The organism is Paenibacillus taichungensis, from assembly GCF_050994985.1.
Taxonomy (GTDB): Bacteria; Bacillota; Bacilli; order Paenibacillales; family Paenibacillaceae; genus Paenibacillus; species Paenibacillus taichungensis.
Genome location: NZ_CP194720.1, coordinates 1080984 through 1096262, shown reverse-complemented (window position 1 = coordinate 1096262; position 15279 = coordinate 1080984). Strand labels below are relative to the sequence as shown.

Below are 15279 nucleotides of genomic sequence, written 5' to 3'. Positions count from 1 at the left end.
ATACCCTCATATATCCTTCTTTAATACTGAATTTATGGTTTGCCGCAGATCTGTCTTCTCGGAGTAAAAACGAACCCAACTACCAGACAAGTTTGGAGAAATCAGCAAAAGCTTTCAGATCACGGTCAATGGCTGCAAGCAGTGCCAAACGATTCGCCCGCACAGCCTCATCTTCAGCCATAACCATAACCGAATCGAAGAATACGGTGATCGCTTCCTTCCAAGCTGATGCAATCGCGAGCGCTTCAGCAGCCGCATGCTGAGACAATACCTGATGATATTCCTCATTGGTTTTGCTCCATGCCTCATGCAACTGGCGTTCTCCTTCTTCTGTGAAGAGTTCTGCATGAACCGAAGCATTGGATGCTTTAGCAGCCAGATTACCGACACGGTTGAAGGATTCGACAGTTGTTTTGAAGGCATCTCCTGTTTGGACAGCTGCCATGAGTGCCTCACCTTTTGGAACTACCGCGCTGATATCATCAAATCCGGAAGAAATCACTGCGTCCACAACATCATAACGAACCGTTTCCGACAACAGTTTTTTAACTCGAAGACCGAAGAAGTCCTGTAAATCTTTACGCACTTCTTCATCCGCACGTTTCAACAGGTTCATCTGAGCATGCACTTGAAGGGCAACGCCGAATACATCGGACAATGTCAGCGGAAGATTGTGATCCAGCAAAATTTGAACGATACCTGCTGCCTGACGGCGCAGTGCGTATGGATCTTGAGATCCTGTAGGAATGATATTGATCGAGAAACAACCTACAATCGTATCCATTTTATCCGCAGCACTCACAATAGCACCAACGAGGGAAGCAGGAGATTGATCTCCGGCGAAGCGTGGCTGATAGTGTTCAAATACCGCTTTGGCTACTTCTTCTTTTTCACCAGCTTTACGGGCATAATCTTCACCCATCACACCTTGCAGCTCAGGGAATTCTCCCACCATAAGTGTTACAAGGTCGAATTTGCAGATATCTGCAGAGCGATTCACCGCTTCGGCTACATCAGCTGGTACTTGCAGCTTGCTAGCCAGACCATCCGCAATTTTGCGAATACGACGAACTTTATCTCCAACCGTTCCCAGCTCTTCCTGGAAGACGATACTTTCCAATTTCGATAATGCATCCTTGATCTCCAGCTTCTGGTCTTCCTCGTAGAAGAACTTGGCATCAGACAGACGTGCACGAAGTACCTTTTCATTTCCTTTTGCAATGACATCCAGTGAATCGCTGCCGCCGTTACGAACCGTAACGAAGTATGGCAACAATTGTCCATCATGATCAAGCACAGGGAAATAACGTTGATGCTCGCGCATCGAAGTAATCAGTACCTCTTGTGGAATATTCAAAAATGAAGATTCAAATGTTCCGAACAGCACCGTTGGTGTCTCAACCAGGAACAGAACCTCTTCCAGCAAATCTTCCTTGATGGCAATATCCCATTTTTTCTCGGCAGCCAGTGCCTGGATCTGGGATACAATCATCTGCTCACGTTCTTTGATATCCGCAATAACGTGCTCGGAACGAAGCACTTCCACATACGAAGCGGGATCCGAAATAACCGCCTCTTTTCCGAGGAAACGATGTCCACGCGTTACATTGCCAGACTTTACGCCTGCAACCTCCAACTCAATAACATCGCTGCCCAGCAGAGCGACAATCCAACGAATCGGACGTACAAATTTGAAATCATACGAAGCCCAACGCATGAATTTCGGGAACGTCATGGCATGTAGTATAGCCAGCAAACCCTGACCGATTACAGAGGACGTTTCCACGCCTTTGCTGCTCTTGGTAGCATAGATATATTCGACGCCGCTCAGTTCCTTGAATGTGAACTGATCCGGTTCAACACCCTGACTACGGGCGAATCCGAGTGCAGCTTTACTCCAGTTACCACTATCATCCAATGCTATTTTACGGGAAGGTCCTTTAACTTCTTCCTCCACGTCTTCCTGTTTCTCGGCAACATCCTTGATCAAAACAGCCAGTCGGCGCGGTGTGGCATAGGCATTCACTTCACCGTAAGCAATGCGGGATGCATCCAGCCATTTCACGACACGATCCTGCAGCTGTTCAATGGCTGCTCGCATGAAGCGTGCAGGCACTTCTTCCAGACCAATTTCAAACAACAGATCCTTAGACATGCTCAGCTCCCCCTTTCTTGATCAGCGGGAAGCCGAGCTTCTCACGCTCTTCCACATATGTTGCAGCCACTTGACGAGCCAGGTTACGGACACGAGTAATGTACCCCGTACGCTCCGTTACACTGATTGCCCCGCGCGCATCCAGCAGGTTGAACGTATGTGAACATTTCAACACATAGTCGTATGCCGGGAAAACCAGATTCTGTGCCATAGCCTTGTTCGCTTCCTCTTCATGCATGTTGAAGAGCGTAAACAACATTTTGACATCAGATACTTCAAACGTATATTTGGAGTGTTCGAATTCAGGCTGACGGAACACATCACCATATGTAATGCCGTCGACCCATTCCAGTTCAAACACATTTTCTTTTTCCTGAATGTACGAAGCAAGACGCTCCATACCATACGTAATTTCAACTGCTACCGGATTCGTCTCGATTCCACCAACTTGTTGGAAATACGTAAATTGGGTGATTTCCATACCGTCCAGCCATACTTCCCAGCCAAGACCAGCACAGCCAAGGGAAGGATTCTCCCAGTTGTCTTCAACAAACCGAATATCATGTTTGAGCGGATCAATACCCAACTGTTTCAGACTTTCCAGGTAAATCTCCTGAATATTGTCTGGAGAAGGCTTGATAATAACCTGGAATTGATGATGCTGATAGAGACGGTTTGGATTTTCTCCATAACGACCATCCGAAGGACGGCGGGACGGCTCTACATAAGCTACTTTCCAAGGCTCGGGTCCAAGCGATCGCAAAAAGGTCATCGGGTTCATCGTACCTGCCCCTTTTTCCGTATCATATGGTTGAACAATAATACAGTTGTGCTCGGCCCAGAATTGTTGCAGCGTGAGGATCATCTGCTGAAAATTCATAATCATGCTCCTTTTCGATGGTTTGTGATGAACAAGCCTAGAACGGTACAGACAATAAAAAGCCCTCGTCCTACGCCTGTTATACAGACATAGGGACGAGAGCTATTCCCGCGGTTCCACCCTACTTGGCTTAGATATAAACAGAGATCCTGTTCATTCAAGCCCACTTTTCCGTGTCATTCATGCTCCCGAGTGCCATTTCACAGACCGATTCAACCCGGCTCCCACCATCCCCGGCTCGCTCACACAAGATCAGTAAGGTCAATCGACCTCTGCTCTTGAATGTAATAAATCAAGTCTCCTACTTTCTCGTTCAATGCATGTCTCCAAAAGAGAAATTATAGTTTATAATATATAAAAATAAGTACGAAGTCAAGATATATTACTTATTTCACATGAAGACGACTCAAATCCCGTACTTTTCCATTTGATCAAGAAAAGAACGGGATTTAAGATTCAAGCCAAGCTGATGATCCATAAAGGCCCGCATGATCTTTTTAATCTCATCCCGGGTGCCTTCGCTCACCGATATATTACCAAGCCTTTGCAGATCCAGCTGTGCAAACAGACGTAAGAGTTTCAACGCCTTCGGACTCACTGACATTGCCGGAGGATCAAAGTGTTTGCAAGCACGGCACAGAACGCCTCCAAGTCTTGGACTAACAAATAATTGTTCATCCGGACGCTCGTGACCACAAGAAATGCAATCATCAAGCTGAGGTCCATACCCGGCTGCCTGTAATATTTTCATTTCATACAGGCTTGTGATCACAACCGGATCCTTCTCTTCTTTCAACGCCTGAAGACAGGCTTTCAACTGTTTGAACCAGAACGTACCTGTCTCTTCATCCTGCAACACGCGATCCAGCAGTTCACAAGCATAAGAAGCATAGGATGCCTTTATCAGATCTTCACGCAGCTCATGATAAGATTCAATAATCTCACCTGCGTTTAGTGTTCCAAGACCGGTGTTACGAAAATATACATATTGACCGTACGTAAATGGCTGCACCAGTGCAGCATGTCGGCTTTTGGGCTTTTTAGCACCGCGGACGAGTACCCCTACTTTCCCGCCGCTTTCGGTGCAAAGCGTAATGATTTTGTTTCCCTCGCCGTAGTCCATGCTGCGGATGACAATCCCTTCCACCCTGTATAGCATGCCTCGTCACCTAACCATTCCCGAATTAGCCAATTAACCTTCGGCTTCTTCATCTTCAATCACTTCCCTTGCAGGTTCCGACTCCTGTCCCACCGAGCATGCCTCGGAATACAACAAATAGGATTCCACATCCCCCGTCATCGCAAAAACCTTCCACGAAAAATCTCGCATCGGAATTTCATCCTCTCTTCGGAAATGACGTCTGCTTCTACCAGATAGGATGGAGTCTTGCAAGGTAAACTATGTGTTGCAATTACTGGATACAATTCCGACGATTAGTCGCGGCCAAAGCCAAGGTCACGCAGAACTCGATCCTGGTTTCTCCAGTCTTTCTTCACTTTAACCCACAGGTCCATGAAGATTTTGGAACCTAACAGGTTTTGAATATCCTGGCGGGCACGTTTCCCCACTTCTTTGAGCAAGGCACCCTGTTTACCGATAATGATCCCTTTTTGCGAATCACGCTCCACAAAGATGACAGCCGAAATATAAACGACGCCATTGTCCTGTACTTTCATATCCTCAATCGTTACGGCAATGGAGTGAGGCACTTCTTCGCGTGTCATTTGTAAAATCTTCTCCCGAATCAACTCGGCACAAACGAACTGCTCCGGATGGTCTGTAACCTGGTCATCTGGGTAGTACTGTGGACCTTCCGGCAAATACTTGCCGAGCTGCTCCAGCAATGTGCTTACATTGCTGCCGAGCATGGCAGAAACAGGTACGATTTCAGCGAAATTGTGCAGCTTGCGATATTCCTCAATCAGCGGAAGCAGTGCTTCCGGCTCAATTTTATCAATTTTGTTCATGACAAGAATGACAGGCGTCCGTACATTTTTCAATTGTTCGGCAATATAACGGTCACCACCGCCCATGCCTTCAGAAGCATCGATCAGGAACAGAGCAGCTTCAACTTCTCCGAGCGTGTTCAAAGCGGTCTGGTTCATGTAATCGCCCAGCTTGGATTGACGTTTGTGAATCCCTGGCGTATCCAGGAAAACGATTTGTTGTTGTTCCGATGTATATACACCATGAATCTTATTACGCGTCGTTTGTGGCTTGTCCGACATGATCGCAATTTTCTGTCCAATGACTTGGTTCATCAGTGTGGATTTACCTACATTGGGACGTCCAATAATGGCTACAAAACCGGATTTGAATGCTTGTTTTTTCATATGTTCCTCCTCAGGCGCCTAGGCCTGGAATGTATTGGTTTTTACTTTTTAGCAGAGTTCAGATCAGATGGTCCAAAAGCCCATGGCAATAATTCGGCAACTGTAGTCTCCTGCAGATCACCTTTCAAGTTACCCAGAATGACCTTCATGTCCGGATCACACAGTTCGTACATCACTTGACGACATACACCGCAAGGAGCAATCGGTCCGTCTGTATCTCCTACAATCGCCATAGCCTTGAAACTGCGTGGTTGCTTACCTCCTGCAATCGCGCTGAACATAGCTGTGCGCTCAGCACAGTTACCTGGGGTGTAAGCAGCATTCTCAATATTACAACCATGATGCACATGTCCTTCACTGTCAAGCAAAGCTGCACCTACACCAAAATGAGAATAAGGCGTATACGCTTTTGTACGTGCCTTAATTGCTTCTTGCATCAACAAACCATTATCCATAATTAATCTCTCCCTTAGGGGTGTACTATAAAGTTAACTAGTGCATTTACACTGGACACTCCGCTGCCAGAACAACCTTCCGAGCGCTGTTATCCCCAGATTTTTATGATTCACTTTTTCAAAGTGAAAATCCGGGGATAAAGGCGCACACTTCGTTTCTTCAGGTTTCTTCTGACCTCTCCGTTATCGTGTTTGCATCAAGTAACTATACAATTGTGTGTAATTTAAAAACAAAATCAGAACAAACCCAGCCAGCTCATCACCGGCTTAATGAAAACGACACACCCGATGATGACGGCGAACACCGCAGCCAGCAAAACTGCACCGGCCGCGGTGTCCTTCGCCGCTTTTGCCAGCGGATGTATATGCGGATGCGCCAGATCTACAGCAGCTTCCACAGCTGTATTCATCATCTCCGTCACAAGCACCAGAAAAACGGCTGTCAGTACAAACATCCAGTCCGTTCTGGAAATCCCGAAAAAAAAGCCGGCTGCACACATCAAAATGGCGACTCCTGTATGAACTCTTACATTCCGCTGAGTCTGCAGCCCGTATACGATTCCTTCCGCAGCATTGCGGAATACCATCCCCCAGGAGCGCCTTTTCATTATCGTGTCAACCCGGCTTGGGCAAGTACCGCTTCCTGTTTGCCCATCATTTCAGCTTCGCTGGCTTCATCCTGATGATCGTATCCAAGCAGGTGCAAGAAGCCATGAACAAACAGGAACCCGAGCTCACGTTCAAATGAATGGCCATACTCTTCACTCTGCAGAATGGTCCGTGGAACAGAAATAATAATATCCCCCAGAACATCAGGCATTTCTTCCATTTCTTCATCCTCGTCCAGTTCGTAGATGATATCCAGTTCCTCATCTACAGTCTCATTCATCGCAAAAGACAAAACATCTGTTGGACGATCAATGCCGCGATAGTCACGATTCAGCTCATGAATCTGCTCATCATCTACAAAAGTCAGGGCCACTTCCCCTTCCGCAACGCCCTCTGCTTCCCCTGCAAGGTTCAGCAGCTGCTCCAGCATTGCGATCATCGGTTCGGTGATTTCTTTATCCTGTTGTTCATTATTCCATGCAAGGTTAAGACTCATTCTTTCATACTCCTGTCTTGTCATAATTAGCGAATCAACCCGCTTCAGGCGAGGTTGGCTTCGGTTTCTTCATTTCTTCCGGATATTCAATCCTGGAGTGGAATATACCCATGACGGTTTCCTTAAGAGTCTTGGCGACAATATCCAGCTCCCGCATTGTCAGATCACAGTCGTTAAACTGATGATCGTCCAGTCGACCTTTAATAATCTTTTCGATCATGGACTCCACTTGTTCCACTGTAGGCTTCCGCAAGGAACGGACCGCAGCTTCCACACTGTCAGCAATGCCAACAATCGCCGACTCTTTGGACTGAGCCTTGGGACCCGGATAACGGAAATCATCTTCCGTGAAATCAGGTTCCACTCCTGCTTCCTCAGCCTGACGCAGTGCTTTGTGATAGAAGTAATGCAGGAAGGTTGTTCCATGATGCTGCTCAGCAATGTCCCGAATAGGCCTTGGCAGCTTATAGTCCTTCTGCATTTCCACACCATCGCGTGCGTGAGCAACGATAATGGATTTACTTAATTTTGGATCAATCGAATCATGCGGATTTTCCATATTGTTTTGATTTTCAATAAAATAAATTGGTCGCTTGGTCTTGCCGATATCATGATAATACGAGCCGACCCGGCATAACAACCCGTTGGCACCGATCGCCTCCGCGGCGGCTTCTGACAGGTTACCTACCATCACACTGTGGTGATAGGTGCCCGGTGTTTCTGTTAGCAATTTGCGCAATAGCGGGTGATTGGGATTAGACAGTTCCACCAGTTTCAGCGCAGACAAAATGCCAAATGAGGTTTCGAAAAACGGCATCAGCCCAATTACCAGTATGGCGGTCAGTACGCCTCCGGCAAACGCAAATCCAATGCCATAGAGTGTTGTCGTCCGGTTCCAGTCACTTGAGTCAATCAACGCCAGCGTGAAGACTGCGATCGATCCAAACAGACAAACCATAATGGCGCCTTTCAGGATCGTAGACCGCTGACTTGCCCGATGGGTGGCGAAGATCGCAACAAACGATACCAACACCGCGAAGAATCCAAGTTCAAAGTCAAAAATCTGACCCTGATGTGTATTCAAAATAATGCTCGATAACATGCCGATAATAATCGAGCAGACAAAGGCAAGCGATATATCCAGCAGCAATGCTATTAACATGGCTCCTACGGCAACTGGGGCAAGAAAGCCTACGTATGAGTTCTCACTGGTCTGGAGGATCGCAGTAACATGCATAACCACAATCGTAATAATAAATATGAGAACAAGCATCAGCAGCTGAGCATTGTTATATTTGAAATGCGTTCCGCTGAATTGCTGAATATACATGAGAATCGCTGCCGACAACAGACAGGACAGCATAAGCAGTCCAAGCTGAGGCCAATAGTTTACTTCGTTTTTCAGCAAATCGTTCTCGCCCAGAAGAGTGTACATCTCCGGGGTGATCATCTCACCCTTGGCAACAAGCGTATCTCCTTGCTTGATAAAGACCGTTTGAGTGTTCTCACGAGCCTGTACTTTAGCTTCTTTTGTACCCTCTTCATCGTAGAAGCGGTTCGACGTTACTACAAGACGAGCAAGCTCCTGCACAACCTCACGCTGCGTACGCTTGCTTAGGGAGCTCACACTCACCATCTCAGCCACTTTGGCACGAGCTGTTGTAGCCTCACTAATCTGGTCGGTCATTAATCTGGAGACGATATCCCGAGCAACGGCCTTCATTTCCTGAATATCATCCGAAGTCAGACGTGAAATTTTGATATATGTCTCTTCCGGGATACGGTAGCTTTGCTCCTGTACCACATTTCTGATCTCTTCCAAAAGAGTTTCGGAGTATGTACCCGCTTTCCGGTTGTTGTTAATAAAATTGGAAACAAAATCTTTTTGACGCTGCGGTATTTCATCACGATAGATGTCAATCTTGTCCTGACTGGAAATCTGATCATCCTGATTCAGTCGATCAATACGATCAAGCAGAGTCGTCATCAGATTTTCGTTCCGCATCTGCACGATCTGAAACATCGGCTGTACACGTTCAGCGGCTTCTTCTTGCGCTTTCAGCGTGGCCTTGGTATTCGGAATCTGCATGGGCGCAGCAATATTCACTTCACTTCGTGTGCCTTCCTGAATATCATACCGCTCTGGAAGCAGCTTGGAAGCAAGACTCACGTAGAAGAGAATCACCAGAAACAAAAACAGAAGATAGCGTGCCCACACGCTATACTTCCATCCTGTAGCTCTATTTTGAAAAGATTTGCCTTTTGACAGTTCCTTCGAGGTCATCGAGACAATCCCTTTCTATTCTTGATTTTCTGCGGCGTGGTTATAAGCGACGATGATTTTCTGGACGAGGGAGTGCCGTACAACGTCTTGCTCGGCAAAGTAGACAAATCCAATCTCTTCCACTTGGCCCAGTATTGCATTTGCTTCCACAAGCCCTGACTTTTTGCCGCGTGGTAAATCAATTTGTGTCACGTCACCGGTAATGACCATTTTGGAGCCAAAACCGAGACGGGTCAGAAACATTTTCATCTGCTCCGGTGTCGTATTCTGGGCTTCATCCAGGATAATAAACGAATCGTCCAGTGTACGTCCCCGCATATAGGCTAGAGGCGCAATTTCGATTAAACCTCGCTCCAGTGCCTTCGCAGTCTGCTCTTGTCCCATAACATCGTACAAGGCGTCATACAGCGGCCGTAAATAAGGATCCACTTTTTCCTGAAGATCGCCAGGCAAGAAACCAAGACTCTCTCCCGCTTCTACAGCAGGTCTTGTGAGCACGATCCGCTTGACGCTTCCTTCCTTAAGTGCTGCCACAGCCAGCACAACAGCAAGATACGTTTTACCTGTACCGGCAGGACCGATACCAAATACAACATCACGTTTTTTAATTGTAGTTACATAGTGTTTCTGTCCAATCGTTTTAACCCGGATCGGCTTACCACGGTAAGTCGTTGTAATCTCGCCTTTGAACAGATCCAGAAGCTGGTCTGCACGCAGTTCCTTTGCCAGCTCAATGGCATACTTAACGTCCCTTTCGGTTAACACGTATCCGTTACGTACCAATTGCAACAACACATCAAATAATTGTTCAAGCGATTCCACATTCTGAATGTTGCCATGGATCACAATCTCCGCTTCACGGGATGCGATCTGTGCGGGAATCTCGGATTCAATCAGTTTCAGAAAAATATCTTGGGGTCCAAAAAGAGATTGACCCTCTCCCGCACTTTGGAGGGAGATTCGTATGCTGCGTGTTTGCTCTGACAAATAGCCTCATTCTCCTTGACTATGGACTAACGGAAGTTCTTCCGCAATGCTTTCTTCCACTTCAAATAATACTTTCATATAAACTTTACCATTCTCTTTCTTCTCATGCAAAATTTTTTCGCTTAAAATTTTCGTTCCTTTGCCGTTTTTGGCGATAATATCGTTTCTTGCTCCTTCCAATCCTTTCGTTCTAGCCCATTCAATCGTATGCTGCTCCTCTTGTTCCCGAGTTTCCAAATCTTTCTCGGTCAGCCACCCCATGGGAAGTGTGAAGGATCGCCAGGTCAGCGGTTTATGATCACTTTCGGTATCAAATGTGGTAAAAGGCGTATTCCCGTATCCCCAAAGTTGTATCGCCCATTTTCCCAGCACAATGTAAAAACGTTCCTTGCTATCTCCAGTCATCGTATTATGTTTCTGCACAAGGGGGACTTCGACCTGATATTCTCGCCACACCAGTCCGCGCACTTCCCCTTTGGCTACAATGGTCTTTGTATTCTCTTCATCTCCCAATATACCGGATATTAGTACCTGCCCCTTCTTGACACGCATGTCCTTCTGCACGACAGGGCGCCCCTGCTCCGCGTAAATTTGAGTGATTACAGCGTCTGTTTTACTGATCAGATGTCTCGGGTTCAGCAGCGGTTCGCGCTTAGGCTGTGCTGACTCTACAACCTGGATGGTGATGGTTGTCCCTTCTTTGCTTACCCCAATCCAGGTTACATCTGGTAGAGCCAGCGCGAGCTGCCTGGAGAGCTTGTCCTGGCTTTGCAGCCGAAATCCCCACTGAAAGGGATAGATGCCTTCTTTCTTCGCTGCTGCGAGCACTTCATCCGTGGGAATCGTCACATTACCTTTGACTTCTACATTCCAAACCATCGATGACAACGCAAACAGAGCTGCTACAAAAAACAGCATGCCACCCAGAAAGAACTTTCTTCTTAACAAACGGGCTGCAAAAAAAGGAAATCCACTGCGGTGTGTCACCTTTACACGGCAGCCTGTCCGTTTCAGCAAAGGACGCAGCTTGAAAAAATGCGGCAGCAGAATATTCATTTCTGCCTTGCGTCCGTCGTGGGCACGCAGGTCCCATACTTCCAGTCCCTGCTCTGCCACCGTATTGATTAATGCTTCAATATCCCCCCCAGTGACCGTGATGCGGACTGCTCCGCGCAGTTTGTACAGACTGGGCTGCTTCATCCGTTCCCCTCCGCTCCATTCATATGAATATCCAGAATTGTTCCTTCAACAGCCACTTCATCCGGCAAAATATTGCGAATCATCAGTTCAGTTCCTTTGATCTCCAGCTGACCCTGAGAGAGAGCCAGAACGATGCGATCCGGTGTAAAATGAATGACACCACGATGATTCTCTATATACAATTGCTTTGTGCCGATCAGGGTTAACCGTGGCATATCGTAAAGCACGTCCTGCGGCAGATCCAGAACTTCACTGGTCCATCTGCGCAGCTTGCGGCTGATCCGGGTCATTCGAAGGTCTTCCCCCTTCCTCTACAGTTCAACTTATGCGCAGATTCCTGAAATTATGAAAACTACGGAGCGTGTTAGAAGTGAAAATAAAAAGAGGCCAGACAGAAAAAAGCCGTCGTCTGGGATTATGCTTACCAGAGACGGCTTTTCACTTATTAAAACAATATAAAGTTATAGTTTTCCTCGTGTTCCAAAAGGTTGTTTAGAGCGCGGAGAACCGAGAACTTCTGCCCACAACACACCAGTACGAATGTCTTCCCGGCGAAGCTGAGGCGATCCAGACTCGCTGGATGAAACTTCATCCCAGCTGGAATCAGACACAACAGGTGTATTTGCAGTAGAAATACGATCTAGTCGCTCACGAATCTCACGTTGTCGTTGCTCCATCACTTTCATTTGTTCTTCGAGGGAGTTTTCCATTCCACCCAGAGAACTCCGTCCTCCCAAATCGTCATTCACGGGACGAGCAGATGTCTTCGCAGGCTCCGAAAAGGGTGGGTCATAACGTTCATCGTACTGATCGTCATCATACCGTTCGTCGTACTGCTCATCATAGCGTGGATCTGAAGGACCCGATGACTGCTGCGGTGCGGTATTGCCCCGCGAGCGATCATTCCGGTCTGAATCACCACTTCCTCCAAACGTAGGCATCCCGTTATTTGGACGCTTTTTGTTCGGATCAGCCGACTTGGCTGCTTTTCCAAGGAAGGAAAAGAGCGCAAATGCGATGACCGCTACAATATACAGATTGTTAAAAATCCATTCAAATAGGCCCATATGCACTCACCGCCTATCTTCCGTTTTTGGAATCACCCTGATCGTTGGAATTCGAACCTTCACCAGGTTTTCCCAATGTATTACGCATTTGAGTATCCGCTTCAATGTTCTTCAGGTTCATGTAATCCATAACACCGATCTTACCACTACGCAGTGCTTCGGACATTGCCAAAGGTACTTGGGATTCAGACTCAACCACACGCGCTCTCATTTCCACTACGCGCGCTTTCATCTCTTGCTCTTGAGCAACGGCCATAGCGCGACGTTCTTCCGCTTTTGCCTGTGCAATACGTTTGTCGGCCTCTGCCTGCTCCGTTTGTAGGAATGCACCAATGTTTTTACCTACATCCACGTCCGCGATATCAATAGACAGAATTTCAAAAGCGGTACCTGCATCCAGACCTTTGGACAATACGGTACGGGAGATCAGATCCGGATTTTCCAGGACGTCTTTATGGGAATTCGAGGAACCGTTTGTACTTACGATACCTTCGCCGACACGGGCAATAATCGTCTCTTCACCCGCACCCCCGACGAGGCGGTCAATATTGGCACGAACCGTAACCCGCGCTCTTACCTTAACTTCAATACCATCTTTGGCTACCGCAGAAACAATCGGCGTTTCAATAACACGTGGGTTTACACTCATCTGTACAGCTTGCAATACGTCACGACCTGCAAGGTCGATCGCAGCAGCACGTTCAAATTCGAGTGGAATGTTCGCACGTTGTGCAGCAATCAGGGCGTTGACAACTCGGTCTACGTTACCACCGGCTAGGAAGTGACTCTCCAGTTGATTCATTGTCAATTGAAGTCCAGCTTTGGTTGCTTTAATCAGTGGATTTACGATCCGGCTAGGTGTTACACGTCTTAGTCTCATCGCTACCAGCGTGATAATTCCCACGCGTACGCCCGATGCAAGGGCTGAAATCCAGAGCATAACCGGGAAAAAGCTGAAGAATACGCTCAATACGATAATCGCAACTACCGCAATGAGCAAAACCGTAATCAAGGTTGGTTCCATAGTCGAAATTCCTCCATTTGCATTTTGATTTTTGTAAAAAACATGATAAAAACGTTGTGGAACTTTGCTGCTGTGCATTGATTCACACCACTCCACTAGCAGCCTCCGTAGAATGGTTATGTACATTGCCGAAGCTATAATCAACTCCGGCAACAGAGCGGGTTACACCGGTAACGCTTGTTGAACCACAATCCGGGTACCTTCCGCTTTGATCACAATAATTGGTGTATCAATCGGAATGAAATCTCCATCCGACACCACATCGACGCGTTCTCCGTTAAATATCGCTGTTCCCGAAGGACGAAGTGGAGTCAGACTGATGCCCTGCAAACCGATCAACTCTTTGCGTTCTGTTGCCGAAGAGTATCCTTGATCAGCAGAGAGCCTATCACTTAATATGAATCGATTCCATATGCCTCGATCCTTAAACAGAATAACAACGATTGCAATGACTACCAGCGCGGCTCCAAAAGCAATACCTAACGATATAAATGCATCACTTGTATCATAGGCGGCTCGCACGACACCAGCGACAAGCGCAATCGATCCCAAAATACCCAGAATACCGAAGCTTGGGATAAACATCTCCAGAATCATCATGATGAGTCCGACAGTGAATAACACCCATGTCTCCGCTCCAGCAAAACCGGCAATGTAGTTCCCTGAGAAATAAAGCACAAAGCACACGATACCAACAATACCAGGCACTCCGAACCCAGGTACAATCAACTCAATGATCACACCGGCTATTCCGAGGAATAGCAATACCGTCATGACGACAGGATTTGTGAGAAATGTGGATATGTTCTCTGCGGCTGTTCTCTGAACGGTGAACACATCATCTTGACTGTAACCAAGCCAGGCTGCAGCCTCTTCCGGCGTGTTGCTGATATGGTCCGCATAACCCACTTTCAGCGCTTCTTCAGCCGAGAGAGCAATAATTTCACCTTTTTCTTTGGTTTTATTAATCTCAGGCATTTCCACGACCATGTTAACATCCGTCATTCCGGCTGCAATTTTACCGTCACGGCCACTTTTCTCAGCCGCGCCCTGCATCTTGCTCTTCCAGAATGCAACCAACTTCGGATCATCGACATGTTTACCTGTGCTGTCCACCATCGCTGCCGCACCAATCATACTGCCTGGCGACATTACGATCTTATCTGCATTCAAAGCCAGAAAACTTCCGGCCGAAGCAGCATCTCCACGGACAAATGCAACGGTTTCAACTGGGCTTTCCTTAATTAATGTACCCAGTTCTTCTGCCGTGTCGACACGCCCTCCCGGCGTATTGATATCCAGAACGATCAGGCCAGCATTCATCTCTTCTGCTTCCTTGAACCCGCGTTCCATAAACTTGCCAAGTCCCTGCTCAATTGGTTTATCCACCGGAATAATATATACGGCGCCACTTTTCTCAGCTGCATGCGCTGACGGTGATCCAATCCAGACAGGAAGCAGCAGCGTCAGTAGCATCATGAGCATCAATGGCCCCGTAAGCTTCTTCCGGCGCTTTCCCTTCACAAATAGTCCCCCCTTTTCCATTAATGTTATACTGTCCAGCTTATGGTATTTATTACGTACAATGCAACATTTCGTTTCAAAATCTTAAAATTATATTTGAAACCGGAAGCAATTGCAACATTTTAAAACCATAATCATATATATTATCCATTTAAAAGCAATATTTGTGAATTTCCTCGAACAAATGAACGATTTCTAATCACACTTCGAATTCCTTTTGGGAACGGAGTAACGTATCAAAGATCTAAAACGGAAAAAACACCC

The 15279-nt window shown here is 46.9% G+C and carries 15 protein-coding genes; all 15 read right to left on the bottom strand.

Annotation, left to right across the window (positions count from 1 at the left end; all coding sequences use genetic code 11):
* Positions 1-79 precede the first annotated feature (79 nt).
* The gene (gene glyS / locus ACR1R9_RS04980; RefSeq protein ID WP_433921587.1) at positions 80-2155 is read right to left on the bottom strand and encodes a glycine--tRNA ligase subunit beta; all 2076 of its coding nucleotides are present in this window, start codon (positions 2153-2155) and stop codon (positions 80-82) included.
* A complete protein-coding gene (gene glyQ, locus ACR1R9_RS04975) occupies positions 2148-3035 on the bottom strand; it encodes a glycine--tRNA ligase subunit alpha (RefSeq protein WP_024628463.1) in 888 nt (295 codons plus the stop codon). Before glyQ ends, glyS begins: the two co-directional genes overlap by 8 nt.
* Positions 3036-3441: 406 nt before the next feature.
* Positions 3442-4194 (bottom strand): DNA repair protein RecO, encoded by a 753-nt coding sequence (gene recO, locus ACR1R9_RS04970; protein ID WP_063567024.1) that lies wholly within the window; start codon positions 4192-4194, stop codon positions 3442-3444.
* Between the two features lie 33 nt (positions 4195-4227).
* Positions 4228-4365 (bottom strand): YqzL family protein, encoded by a 138-nt coding sequence (locus ACR1R9_RS04965; RefSeq protein WP_433921588.1) that lies wholly within the window; start codon positions 4363-4365, stop codon positions 4228-4230.
* 104 nt (positions 4366-4469) lie between these two features.
* The gene (era, locus tag ACR1R9_RS04960; protein WP_076288094.1) at positions 4470-5369 is read right to left on the bottom strand and encodes a GTPase Era; all 900 of its coding nucleotides are present in this window, start codon (positions 5367-5369) and stop codon (positions 4470-4472) included.
* A gap of 41 nt (positions 5370-5410) precedes the next feature.
* Positions 5411-5824: a cytidine deaminase gene (locus ACR1R9_RS04955; RefSeq protein ID WP_076288093.1), complete on the bottom strand. Its 414-nt coding sequence runs from the start codon at positions 5822-5824 to the stop codon at positions 5411-5413.
* Between the two features lie 236 nt (positions 5825-6060).
* Positions 6061-6432, bottom strand: a complete 372-nt coding sequence (locus tag ACR1R9_RS04950) for a diacylglycerol kinase family protein (protein ID WP_433921589.1) — start codon at positions 6430-6432, stop codon at positions 6061-6063.
* A complete protein-coding gene (gene ybeY / locus ACR1R9_RS04945) occupies positions 6432-6929 on the bottom strand; it encodes an rRNA maturation RNase YbeY (RefSeq protein ID WP_128102898.1) in 498 nt (165 codons plus the stop codon). The genes ACR1R9_RS04950 and ybeY overlap by 1 nt, the downstream gene beginning before the upstream one ends.
* A gap of 34 nt (positions 6930-6963) precedes the next feature.
* On the bottom strand, positions 6964-9213 hold the full coding sequence (locus ACR1R9_RS04940; RefSeq protein ID WP_433921590.1) for an HD family phosphohydrolase: 2250 nt from the start codon (positions 9211-9213) through the stop codon (positions 6964-6966).
* A 15-nt stretch (positions 9214-9228) separates the two neighbouring features.
* Entirely contained in the window at positions 9229-10200 is a 972-nt protein-coding gene (locus tag ACR1R9_RS04935; RefSeq protein WP_076288091.1) for a PhoH family protein, read from the bottom strand.
* A 6-nt stretch (positions 10201-10206) separates the two neighbouring features.
* The gene (gene yqfD, locus ACR1R9_RS04930; RefSeq protein WP_433921591.1) at positions 10207-11400 is read right to left on the bottom strand and encodes a sporulation protein YqfD; all 1194 of its coding nucleotides are present in this window, start codon (positions 11398-11400) and stop codon (positions 10207-10209) included.
* Entirely contained in the window at positions 11397-11690 is a 294-nt protein-coding gene (yqfC, locus tag ACR1R9_RS04925; protein WP_024628472.1) for a sporulation protein YqfC, read from the bottom strand. Before yqfC ends, yqfD begins: the two co-directional genes overlap by 4 nt.
* A 171-nt stretch (positions 11691-11861) precedes the next feature.
* Complete coding sequence (locus tag ACR1R9_RS04920; RefSeq protein WP_433921592.1) at positions 11862-12467, bottom strand: hypothetical protein; 606 nt, start codon at positions 12465-12467, stop codon at positions 11862-11864.
* A 13-nt stretch (positions 12468-12480) separates the two neighbouring features.
* The gene (gene floA / locus ACR1R9_RS04915) at positions 12481-13491 is read right to left on the bottom strand and encodes a flotillin-like protein FloA (RefSeq protein WP_076288088.1); all 1011 of its coding nucleotides are present in this window, start codon (positions 13489-13491) and stop codon (positions 12481-12483) included.
* Positions 13492-13653: 162 nt separating this feature from the next.
* The gene (locus tag ACR1R9_RS04910) at positions 13654-14976 is read right to left on the bottom strand and encodes an NfeD family protein (protein WP_099858506.1); all 1323 of its coding nucleotides are present in this window, start codon (positions 14974-14976) and stop codon (positions 13654-13656) included.
* Positions 14977-15279: the final 303 nt, after the last annotated feature.

Bases quoted from the DNA above. Each gene is read 5' to 3' on its own strand.
- glyS (WP_433921587.1), bottom strand. From the start codon at position 2,155: ATGTCTAAGGATCTGTTGTTTGAAATTGGTCTGGAAGAAGTGCCTGCA.
- glyQ (WP_024628463.1), bottom strand. From the start codon at position 3,035: ATGAATTTTCAGCAGATGATCCTCACGCTGCAACAATTCTGGGCCGAG.
- recO (WP_063567024.1), bottom strand. From the start codon at position 4,194: ATGCTATACAGGGTGGAAGGGATTGTCATCCGCAGCATGGACTACGGC.
- ACR1R9_RS04965 (WP_433921588.1), bottom strand. From the start codon at position 4,365: ATGCGAGATTTTTCGTGGAAGGTTTTTGCGATGACGGGGGATGTGGAA.
- era (WP_076288094.1), bottom strand. From the start codon at position 5,369: ATGAAAAAACAAGCATTCAAATCCGGTTTTGTAGCCATTATTGGACGT.
- ACR1R9_RS04955 (WP_076288093.1), bottom strand. From the start codon at position 5,824: ATGGATAATGGTTTGTTGATGCAAGAAGCAATTAAGGCACGTACAAAA.
- ACR1R9_RS04950 (WP_433921589.1), bottom strand. From the start codon at position 6,432: ATGAAAAGGCGCTCCTGGGGGATGGTATTCCGCAATGCTGCGGAAGGA.
- ybeY (WP_128102898.1), bottom strand. From the start codon at position 6,929: ATGAGTCTTAACCTTGCATGGAATAATGAACAACAGGATAAAGAAATC.
- ACR1R9_RS04940 (WP_433921590.1), bottom strand. From the start codon at position 9,213: ATGACCTCGAAGGAACTGTCAAAAGGCAAATCTTTTCAAAATAGAGCT.
- yqfD (WP_433921591.1), bottom strand. From the start codon at position 11,400: ATGAAGCAGCCCAGTCTGTACAAACTGCGCGGAGCAGTCCGCATCACG.
- yqfC (WP_024628472.1), bottom strand. From the start codon at position 11,690: ATGACCCGGATCAGCCGCAAGCTGCGCAGATGGACCAGTGAAGTTCTG.
- ACR1R9_RS04920 (WP_433921592.1), bottom strand. From the start codon at position 12,467: ATGGGCCTATTTGAATGGATTTTTAACAATCTGTATATTGTAGCGGTC.
- floA (WP_076288088.1), bottom strand. From the start codon at position 13,491: ATGGAACCAACCTTGATTACGGTTTTGCTCATTGCGGTAGTTGCGATT.
- ACR1R9_RS04910 (WP_099858506.1), bottom strand. From the start codon at position 14,976: ATGCTCATGATGCTACTGACGCTGCTGCTTCCTGTCTGGATTGGATCA.